This window comes from Tabrizicola sp. (assembly GCF_030694085.1).
Classification (GTDB): Bacteria; Pseudomonadota; Alphaproteobacteria; order Rhodobacterales; family Rhodobacteraceae; genus Tabrizicola.
The window spans coordinates 1-9,978 of record NZ_JAUXZE010000066.1 but is presented as its reverse complement, the minus strand read 5'-3'; the positions used below and the strand labels follow the sequence as shown (position 1 = coordinate 9,978).

Genomic DNA, 9,978 nt, shown 5'->3' with positions numbered 1-9,978 from the left:
ACACTAGAATTGCGCCCTTGCTGAACTTTTAAAGCATTTCAGTTCTAGCACCCAGTTTAAAAGGTGATGTAGCTCAGCTGGTTAGAGCACAGGATTCATAATCCTGGGGTCGAGGGTTCAAGTCCCTCTTTCACCACCAATTACCATTCCTAGTTAGTCTAGGTAATTATAGAGAACCCGCTTAAGTGCGGGTTTTTTATTGGCTTTTTGTCCTCATATGTCCAAAGATTACTTCCACAATCCTGCATCAAGTTGGGGTATGTTTGGGGGTATTCTCTCACCTACCCCACTTTTACGTGCTAAGATACCCCCAATTAACACTAAAATAGGGTAGATATGGCACTGTCAGACACTAGGATTCGCACACTAAAAGCTAAGGATAAGCCCTACAAAGAGTCTGATGAGAAAGGCCTGTTCTTACTAGTGACACCCGCAGGTGGCAAGCTATGGAGATTAAAGTATCGCATTGATTCTAAAGAGAAACTTCTGGCTTTTGGTGCGTACCCTGACGTTTCTTTGGCGGATGCAAGAGCTGCGCGTGATGAAGCTCGTAAAGTAATTGCTGCGGGTGAAGACCCTAGTGAGTTACGTAAAGCAGTGAAGTCAGGCAGGCATGATGATGCATTAAACTCTTTTGAGGTAGTTGCTCGTGAGTGGTGGCAGACCCATATGAAAGACAAAGCAGAGAGTCACAAAAACAAAGTAATCAGACGTTTTGAGCTTTACCTCTTCCCTTGGCTAGGTAAAAAGCCAATATCTAGCATCACAGCACCTGAGATATTAGATGCATTAAAACGCGTAGAAAAACTTAACAAACTTGAGACAGCACACAGAACACAACAGACAGCAGGGCAAGTATTTAGATATGCAGTACAAACAGGCCGCGCTGTCAGAGACGTAACGGCTGACTTAAGAGGCGCGTTACCACCAACCACAGTTAAGCACATGGCTGCGTTCACTGAGCCTAAAGACGTAGCAGAATTACTGAGAGCGATAGATGCGTTTAACGGTACGATAACAGTCCACTGCGCTCTTAAATTATCCCCGCTAGTCTTCGCACGTCCTAGTGAGTTAAGAATGGCGAAGTGGGCAGATATTGACTTAGACGCTGGCACATGGAGTTACTATGTATCAAAAACTAAAATTAACCATTTAGTACCTTTGGCCTCTCAAGCAGTTGCACTATTACGAGAGCTACACCCTTATTCAGGGCACGGCGAATATGTCTTTATGGGTGGGCATTCACCTCTCAAACCAATGAGCGAAAGTGCTGTAAACGCTGCATTAAAGCGAATGGGCTATGACACACAGGTGGATATTACGGCACACGGCTTTAGAGCTATGGCTAGAACGATTCTACATGAGCGCTTAAATATAGACCCTAATGTCATTGAACAGCAGCTAGCTCACAGAGTACCCGATACATTAGGTGCTGCATATAACCGCACTAGGTTTATAGCTCAACGCAAAGTAATGATGCAGCAATGGGCTGACTACCTTGACGAGTTAAAAGCAGGCGCAAAGATTGTGCCTTTACCACTGCAAGCAAAATCTGCCTAAGCACATAGCCTGAGGCGTTCTATGCGTCTCAGGCAGTTATTACACTTCGCAGCAAAAGTTCGCCCCTTGCTACAGCTAAGGCAGGCGACACTATATCAAAGCCTTCTGGCAAACCTCTCAGTCTGAAAAATAGTATCAAGTAAGTTCTTACGTGCTATAGGAAGAACACGCTTAACTTTTAGCCTATTTACAAACTTCTTACGCATTATAGGAAAGGACGCGACTGCATCCTCCCTAAAATAGAAGACAGCAAGCGCTGCTTTTTCATCCAGAAACATTCAAATACAACGCCACCACCCCTACAGGAATATATGTGCATTACTGGCACGCCATAAGACAGCCTCGCATAAATCAGCACGATTAAGCGATGGAGCAAGCCATAAAGTCGCACATGAAGGTGATAACTCAATTTTATGAAAGAGAAATATGACAAACAAATTTATGCGCATTCCCGCTGTGATGGAAACGACAGGCAAATCACGCAGTGCTATCTATGCAGACATGGCTAACGGCTGCTTTCCCAAATCTATTCTAATCGGTGCACGGTCTGTAGCATGGGCTGAATCGGACATAGACGCATGGGTAAAGTCTAAGATTGATGCAGCAAAGCAAAAGCAAAAGCCAAAGTCAAAGAAAGAAAAGGAGTGGGATGAATTTTATAAACAAGCAGCAACAAAAGCAGCAGCTAACAAGACATATGAACTAAGAGTTGAAGACATTTAAAACAATTACGCTTCATCCCTTAATTTGTACCAAATTCCTAAATGTATTACTTCGTAATAACAGCACACCCAGAATGGAGCATCATGTCAGAAGATAACAGCGAATACGAAATCATCATAAGCCCTAAACACAAGCAAGTTAAGGATGAGCTTGAGCCAGATAGCCATAGCAAGATTATTGTTGTTGCGCTGCCCTCAGTAGATGAGATTTTTGCAGATGGCAAAAGTTATGAACTTAACCAGCATCTAAAGAGCATTGTCAAAGAGCTACCTGACCAGCGCATATCAGAAGTCAATCAAAAGCAAGATTTTGTTGCTAAGAAAAAGTTGATTAAAGAAATAATGGCAAGCGCAAAAGATGCTGCCCAGCAAGCCGCATATAAACTCATGTCAGAGCACCCAGAGGCCGAAGGCTTGGGATTTAAGTTCACTGGTAGAGTTTATGCTAACAGATACAAAGGGCTTAATTTAACGCAAGCATTTATTCATATGCTCGATTGCATGTTAGATAGAAGAGCTGGCTTTACTACCCAGAGGGCGATACTCGACTCAGTGCAGCAGTCTACTGGCATACTTGAGTTGAACGATAAAATCTGGAACATGCCGCTCAGACAGTTTGTGAAAGCACTGCTCTACAAAAGACTTGAAAATCATCGTACTGATATATCACTTGCAGGATGTAGCAACATGTCAGAAATCCGCAAAGTAATAGATATACACTTTGCCAAGATGCAGGCAGTACATAAGTTGAAGCTAGACCTCACCATTACAGCTAACGAAATCATAGTAAACGGCACTAATCATAAAATCACTACGGTAACTTCTGGAGCATACAAGTACAGAAAAATCAGACTGCTTGTGAACAACAAAAGAACATGGCTAAACGTCAATGAGCTAAAAGTGTTTTTCGGCATAACAGCTTAAGGGAGCGATTAGAATGAAGCTCTTATACACGCCTGTAGGCCAGTGCCTTTTAACCAGTTACAGCGCCTTTCTGTGCATCCTACTTCTGCATTTACAGCATTTATTTGGGTGATTCTCAACCGCTTGAGCACAGTCAATAAATTATAGTTATTACTGATAAACTCTAACTAGTTAGCACTCTCAAAACCATCTATAACGGAATACCTAGCGCCATGTTATGCAGCCCCGTACACTCAAGAGTTATTGAGCTAGTTACTGGCCTAGGTACAAGTTAAAAAGCGCAGTTCTAAGCGCTCACATATGTCCTTTTTTGTAAGCCACCCGCCAGCCTGAGACTCGCATTTATTCACGTGATAGTGTATCTTTCGCTATTACATATAAGCAGTTAAAAAAGATAAAATAAATGTCAGAAGAGCAACGCAGGCAACTACAGCAGCAGCTATGGAATATAGCCAATACCTTACGGGGCAAGATGAATGCAGATGAGTTTCGAGACTACATACTCGGCTTTATCTTTTACAAGTACCTATCTGAGAAAATCCAGCGCTTTTGTGATGCAGAGCTAGCGCAAGAAAACCTTAAGTTCGCTTCACTAAGCGAAACTACCAAAGAAGGCCAAGCCTATATTGCTGCACTTGAAACTGCTGCACTTGATGAGCTAGGCTACTTTCTCAAGCCCTCAGAGCTATTCCACGCCATCGCCAAGAAAGGCAATAATCAACTTGATAGCGAGGGCGCAGGTGAAAGTCACAACTTCATTCTGGATGACCTTACACGTATACTCAAGAACATCGAGCAAAGCACGCTAGGCACTGACAGTGCTGATGACTTTGTGAACTTGTTTGAAGACTTAGACTTAACGTCTTCTAAGCTCGGCAAAACAGTCAAAGAAAAGAACGAGATTGTATCTAAGGTGCTATCACATCTTGATAACATCGACTTCAACTTATCCGATACTGAGGGTGACGTTCTAGGTGATGCTTATGAATACTTAATCGGTCAGTTTGCCAGTGGTGCAGGTAAAAAAGCAGGCGAGTTCTACACCCCTCAGCCCGTCTCCACACTACTCGCCAAGCTAGTGACTGACGAGAATAAACAGATTAGAAGCATATATGACGCAGCGTGTGGGAGCGGTTCGCTGCTATTGCGTGTTAAGAAAGTCTATGACCCTAAGGGTGATAAAAAGGTAAAGATTTACGGGCAAGAGCTGAACCGTACCACTTACAACCTATGCCGCATGAACATGATTATGCATGACGTGCATTACGCTGACTTCGACATCAAGCAGGAAGATACCCTAGAGCGCCCTCAGCACCGTGATATGCGGTTTGATGCCATCGTAGCTAACCCACCTTTTTCAGCACAGTGGAACGCAAGCCCGTTAATGATGAATGATGACCGTTACAGTCAATACGGACGATTGGCACCAAGCACTAAAGCAGACATGGCCTTCGTGCAGCACATGCTTCATCACTTGTCAGAAGACGGCACAATGGCGATTATTCTGCCGCATGGCGTACTATTCCGTGGCGCAGCAGAAGGCCACATTCGCCAATACCTCATTGAGCAGCTTAACTACCTTGATACAGTCATTGGCCTGCCTGCAAATATCTTTTACGGCACTGGCATCCCCACTTGTGTATTAGTGTTTAAGAAGTGCCGTAAGCATCCAGATAACATTTTGTTCATTGATGCTAGCCAGCACTTCGATAAGGTAAAAACTCAGAACGTCATAAGTCCTGAGCATATCAACAAGATTGTGGATACTTGCAAAGCCAGAACTAACGAAGACAAATACAGCCATGTAGCAAGCCTAGAGAGCATTAAGGCTAACGATTACAACTTGAATATACCGCGTTATGTCGATACCTTTGAGGCAGAAGAGGCGATTGACCTAGCAGCCATAGCTTCACAACTTGTGGAGCTTGATAATGCCAGTAAGGCTACAGATGCGACTATAGCAGCGTTCTGCAAAGAGTTAGGCATAGCACCACCTTTCGCAGTGCAAGGACAGTAAGCATGAGCGTGCCATTGTTACGGTTTAAAGATGAAAGAGGACAAGACTTTACTGCTTGGACTACTAAACCGCTAGGTAAGTTAGCTCACTTTATTAAAGATGGTACTCATGGCACACACCAAGAAGCGCCTAACAGCAATTACTATTTATTAAGCGCTAAGAATATTAACTACGGAGTTGTTTCGTTCGATAACTCAGATAGAAAAATCTCAAAATCAGAGTTTGATGGAATCTATAAAAGTTATAAGTTAGAAGTTGGAGACGTTTTACTTACAGTAGTTGGAACTATCGGACGTGTAGCAATCTATTCAAATATACTATGCAATATTGCATTTCAAAGAAGTGTAGCTTTTTTTAGATTTACGGCCGAAAGTAGTAGCTTCATGGCTCAGCTATTCACTACAACAGCGTTCCAAAACAAGCTACTTAAAAATCAAGTTGTATCTGCACAGCCAGGCATTTACCTAGGCGACTTGTCAAAAATCACAGTTACCCTACCTAGCAAACAAGAACAAACAAAAATCGCCAACTTCCTCACAGCAGTAGATGAAAAAATAGCCCAACTCTCGCAAAAGTGCGAGCTATTAGCACAGTACAAAAAAGGCGTGAGGCAGCAGATTTTCAGCCAAGAGTTACGCTTTAAGGATGATGATGGGCAGGCTTTTCCTGAGTGGATAGATACCACGCTAGGTGATTTAGTAGAATTTAAAAATGGAAAAGGTCATGAAACTATTATTTCTATAAATGGTAAGTTTATTGTCGTAAACTCTAAATTTATTGCTTCAAATGGGGCGGTATTTAAGACTACTGACAATGCTTTAGCTCCTATCCTTAGTGATTCAATCGTAATGGTGATGAGTGATGTACCGAATGGTAAAGCACTAGCCAAGTGCTTATATATTCAAAATGATAATAAATACACCCTTAATCAACGGATATGCTCCTTAAAGTCAAAGTTATATAACAATAAATTTCTTTATTTCCTAATCAATAGGAACTCACATTTTTTAGCATACGATAGCGGTGTTGGGCAAACTAACCTTAAGAAAGAAGATGTACTTTCTTGCCCGCTACAGATTCCAAGTTCAAAAATAGAGCAAACAAAAATCGCCAAATTCTTAACCGCGATTGATGACAAGCTAACGCACGCCCAGAACCAACTCGCAGCCGCTAAGCAATATAAGCAAGGATTGCTACAGCAGATGTTTTTATGAGAATTCGAATATGAATGAAGCCCAGCCTAAAAATTTAAAACGCTCTCTGCGTGATAAATACAAACGGCGTCTTAAAAACCTTGCTCATGCTGTAGAGGAGCTACAAAGTGCAGCAGATGCTCTGATGTCTGATGGGGGAAAAATACGAGATAAAGATGAAGTCTTAAAAATTCTTCAAGCTTTAGATTCTCTTAAAAACTTATTACCAGAAGCTAATTTAGAGCTTGACGAAGAAACAAACAAAAGGCTTTGCGAATTCTTCAATATTGAATATCAGCCAATTAATAAAAATTTATAACATATCTACTCACATGCCACCACAATCAGAATTTGCGCTCGAAGAGGCCTTGATAGCTCAACTAAAGGGCATGGAGTACAGCTACATAGCGATTGAAGATGAAGCAGGTATGCTTGCTAACCTAAAGCGCCAACTAGAGCTGCACAACAACGATATACACTTCACTGCTAACGAGTTTGACCGCATTCTTAACCACCTGAATACAGGCGATGTATTTGAGCGCGCTAAGGTGCTGCGTGACCGCTTTGCGCTCAAGCGTGACAATGACGAGACTGTTTATATCCGCTTCTTAAATAGCGATGACTGGTGCTTAAACGAGTTTCAAGTCACTAACCAAATCACCATACAAGGCAACCGCAAGAATCGCTATGACGTGACCTTGTTGATTAACGGCTTGCCATTGGTGCAGGTAGAACTCAAGCGCAGAGGCGCAGAGCTTAAGGTGGCTTTTAACCAGATTAACCGTTACCACCATGACAGTTATGATGCAGGCTTTGGCTTATTCCAGTATGTGCAGTTATTTATTATTAGCAACGGAGTAAACACTAAGTATTTCTCTAACAACAAGCAGCAGAGTTTTAAGCAGACGTTCTTCTGGACGGACAAAGAGAACAAGCGCTTATCTGACCTACGCGAGTTTATTGCGGAGTTTTTGAAACCATGTCACATAGCAAAGATGATTGCTCATTACATGGTACTGACCGAAGAGAAAATCATTAAGGTGCTTAGGCCTTATCAGTTCTATGCCACTGAAGCGCTTGTTGATAGAGTAAAGAATAGCAATGACAATGCTTATATTTGGCATACCACTGGCTCAGGCAAGACGCTCACCTCGTTCAAAGCTAGCCAGATTATTATGCGTAACCCTAAGGTGCATAAAGTGGTGTTTGTGGTGGACAGGAAAGACCTAGACTACCAGACAGCGCGAGAGTTTAATGGCTTTAGCAAAGGTAGCGTGGACGAAACCACAGACACCCGTAAGCTCGTAAAACAGCTCACCGATACAAGCACTAAGCTGATACTCACAACGATACAAAAGCTTAACAACGCCATCATGCACCCGCAGCACTTAGCCAAGGTGAGCCACCTGCAAGATAAGAAATTTGTATTTATCTTTGATGAATGCCACCGCAGCCAGTTTGGTGACACACACCAGAACATCAAAAAGTTCTTTACGAACGCTCAGATGTTTGGCTTTACTGGCACTCCGATATTTGCAGATAACGCCACGGGCAGCATAGGACACCAGAAGACTACTAAAGACCTCTTTGGTGAATGCCTGCATAAGTACGTGATTGTAGATGCAATTAAAGATGAGAACGTCTTACGCTTTGCAGTGGAGTACGTAGGCAAATACAAGCGTAAAGACAGCGCCAACGAGCTTGATATTGCTACTGACAACGATATTGATATTCAAGTTGAGGGCATTAACACCAGAGAGATACTAGATAGTCCTAAAAGACTTGAGAAGATTACCGAGTACATACTGGCACATCATAAGCAGAAAACTAAAGCACCTGACTTTACGGGCATGTTCTGCGTAAGCAGTGTAGAGACGCTAATTAAGTATTACGAATTATTTAAGCAAAAACAGGCAGGCTTAGCTAACCCGCTTAAGGTTGCCACGATATTCAGTTATGCAGCCAACGAAGAAGACCCGAATGCTAACGGCTTAGTGAATGGGTTAATCCCAGAAGAGAACCCAATGCCTGAGGGCAGGATTAATCCATACAGCCGCGACAAGCTCGATACATTTATTGCTGACTATAACGCTATGTTTGGCTGCAATTACAGCACTCGCGACAGTCAATCGTTCTATAACTATTATCAAGATATTGCTAAGCGTGTACGCCAAGGCCAAGTCGACATTCTGCTAGTGGTAAACATGTTTTTAACAGGCTTTGACAGCCCACGGCTTAACACGCTGTACGTAGACAAGAATCTCAAATTTCACGGCCTTGTGCAAGCATTCTCACGCACTAATCGCATACTTAATGACAAGAAGTCACAAGGTAATATCGTGTGCTTTAGAAACCTTAAGGCAGCGACAGATGAGGCCATTGCATTATTTTCTAACAAAGACGCTAAAGAGACTGTGCTGCTTGAGCCTTATGAAGATTACGTTAAGCAGTTTAATGAGGCAACGCTTGAGTTATTGAAGATAGCGCCTACTGTGAAGAGCGTGGATGCACTACCAGATGAAAATGCTGAGCTAGCCTTTGCCACTGCATTTAGAGAGCTTATGCGCATTAAAAACGTACTAACTAGCTTCGCTGACTTTGATGAGGCAGACTTAGCGCTTGAGCCACAAAAGTTTGAAGACTACAAGAGCAAATATCTCGACCTGCATGACAAGGTTAAGAAGCAGGGCGAAGGCGAAAAAGCATCGATACTTGAAGACATCGACTTTGAACTTACTCTTATTCATCGTGATGAGATTAACGTAGCATATATACTTAACCTTCTGGTAAGCCTTAACAAGCTACCACCAGAAGAAGCTAAGAAACGCCAGAAAGAAATTATCGACTTGGTTGCGGGTGAGATACAACTCCGTAGCAAGCGCCAACTCATTGAGCAGTTTATTGAGGACAACTTACCACGCCTTAAACCGAACGAGGATGTAATAGGTGCTTTCGAGAACTACTGGAGCAATCACAAACAAGCAGCTTTTAGCAAACTATGCGAAGACGAGAATATCGTGCCTGAGAAGTTTGCTAAGGTACTCCAGACCTACGAGTTCCAGAATCGCTTACCTAGAGATGGCGAAATTGTAGAAGCCCTGAGCTTCAAGCCAAAAATTCTAGAGCGCAAAACAATCCTTGAGCGGGTGGCTGATAAGATTCAAGACTTTATAAATACTTTTGTCGAAGGTATGGGCGGGGTATAATTGGAATAATTTTTTGAATTTTGTTATCGACTTACGTGAGATGACTCGAACGATTGCAGCGTGCAAATCTCCCCCACCCGCCTGCACTACTTATCTGACCTTAAAGTTAAAAACACCTAGCAGCGTTATCTGTCTGGGGGTATCTTTGGGGGTATGTTGATTATGTTCAGCATTAGAAACACCAACCTGTAAGGCTTGCATAGGTTTGTTTGGGTGACTCTTTCCCACCAATAAAGACGCCCCTTTCGAGAGATTGGGGCGTTTTCATTTATACTAATTTTCTCGGTTAGTAGCCACCTAGTAGCCAGCAAGACAATTATAGCTTTCTATTCGTAATAGAAGATACTAAATATACC

General features: G+C 42.5%; 7 protein-coding genes and 1 tRNA gene. All 8 read left to right on the top strand.

What is annotated here, in order from left to right:
• Positions 1 to 62: 62 nt before the first annotated feature.
• The 8 genes from Q8M85_RS15195 to Q8M85_RS15160 all read left to right on the top strand — a co-directional run bounded on the left by Q8M85_RS15195 (position 63) and on the right by Q8M85_RS15160 (position 9,622).
• Positions 63 to 139: transfer RNA gene (locus Q8M85_RS15195), tRNA-Met, on the top strand.
• 197 nt (positions 140 to 336) lie between these two features.
• On the top strand, positions 337 to 1,560 hold the full coding sequence (locus tag Q8M85_RS15190) for an integrase arm-type DNA-binding domain-containing protein (RefSeq protein ID WP_305546123.1): 1,224 nt from the start codon (positions 337 to 339) through the stop codon (positions 1,558 to 1,560).
• A gap of 426 nt (positions 1,561 to 1,986) precedes the next feature.
• Positions 1,987 to 2,283 (top strand): AlpA family transcriptional regulator, encoded by a 297-nt coding sequence (locus Q8M85_RS15185; RefSeq protein WP_305546121.1) that lies wholly within the window; start codon positions 1,987 to 1,989, stop codon positions 2,281 to 2,283.
• Between the two features lie 83 nt (positions 2,284 to 2,366).
• Entirely contained in the window at positions 2,367 to 3,206 is an 840-nt protein-coding gene (locus Q8M85_RS15180) for a hypothetical protein (RefSeq protein ID WP_305546119.1), read from the top strand.
• A gap of 403 nt (positions 3,207 to 3,609) precedes the next feature.
• Positions 3,610 to 5,223, top strand: a complete 1,614-nt coding sequence (locus Q8M85_RS15175) for a type I restriction-modification system subunit M (protein ID WP_305546117.1) — start codon at positions 3,610 to 3,612, stop codon at positions 5,221 to 5,223.
• A 2-nt stretch (positions 5,224 to 5,225) separates the two neighbouring features.
• Positions 5,226 to 6,437 carry a restriction endonuclease subunit S gene (locus Q8M85_RS15170; RefSeq protein ID WP_305546115.1) on the top strand — a complete coding sequence of 404 codons (1,212 nt, stop codon included), beginning with the start codon at positions 5,226 to 5,228 and terminating at the stop codon, positions 6,435 to 6,437.
• Between the two features lie 10 nt (positions 6,438 to 6,447).
• Positions 6,448 to 6,735: a hypothetical protein gene (locus Q8M85_RS15165; protein ID WP_305546113.1), complete on the top strand. Its 288-nt coding sequence runs from the start codon at positions 6,448 to 6,450 to the stop codon at positions 6,733 to 6,735.
• Positions 6,662 to 9,622, top strand: a complete 2,961-nt coding sequence (locus Q8M85_RS15160) for a type I restriction endonuclease subunit R (RefSeq protein ID WP_305546111.1) — start codon at positions 6,662 to 6,664, stop codon at positions 9,620 to 9,622. Before Q8M85_RS15165 ends, Q8M85_RS15160 begins: the two co-directional genes overlap by 74 nt.
• Positions 9,623 to 9,978: the final 356 nt, after the last annotated feature.

Excerpts from the sequence above, each read along its gene's own strand:
- Q8M85_RS15190 (WP_305546123.1), top strand. The coding sequence starts at position 337 with ATGGCACTGTCAGACACTAGGATTCGCACACTAAAAGCTAAGGATAAG.
- Q8M85_RS15185 (WP_305546121.1), top strand. The coding sequence starts at position 1,987 with ATGACAAACAAATTTATGCGCATTCCCGCTGTGATGGAAACGACAGGC.
- Q8M85_RS15180 (WP_305546119.1), top strand. The coding sequence starts at position 2,367 with ATGTCAGAAGATAACAGCGAATACGAAATCATCATAAGCCCTAAACAC.
- Q8M85_RS15175 (WP_305546117.1), top strand. The coding sequence starts at position 3,610 with ATGTCAGAAGAGCAACGCAGGCAACTACAGCAGCAGCTATGGAATATA.
- Q8M85_RS15170 (WP_305546115.1), top strand. The coding sequence starts at position 5,226 with ATGAGCGTGCCATTGTTACGGTTTAAAGATGAAAGAGGACAAGACTTT.
- Q8M85_RS15165 (WP_305546113.1), top strand. The coding sequence starts at position 6,448 with ATGAATGAAGCCCAGCCTAAAAATTTAAAACGCTCTCTGCGTGATAAA.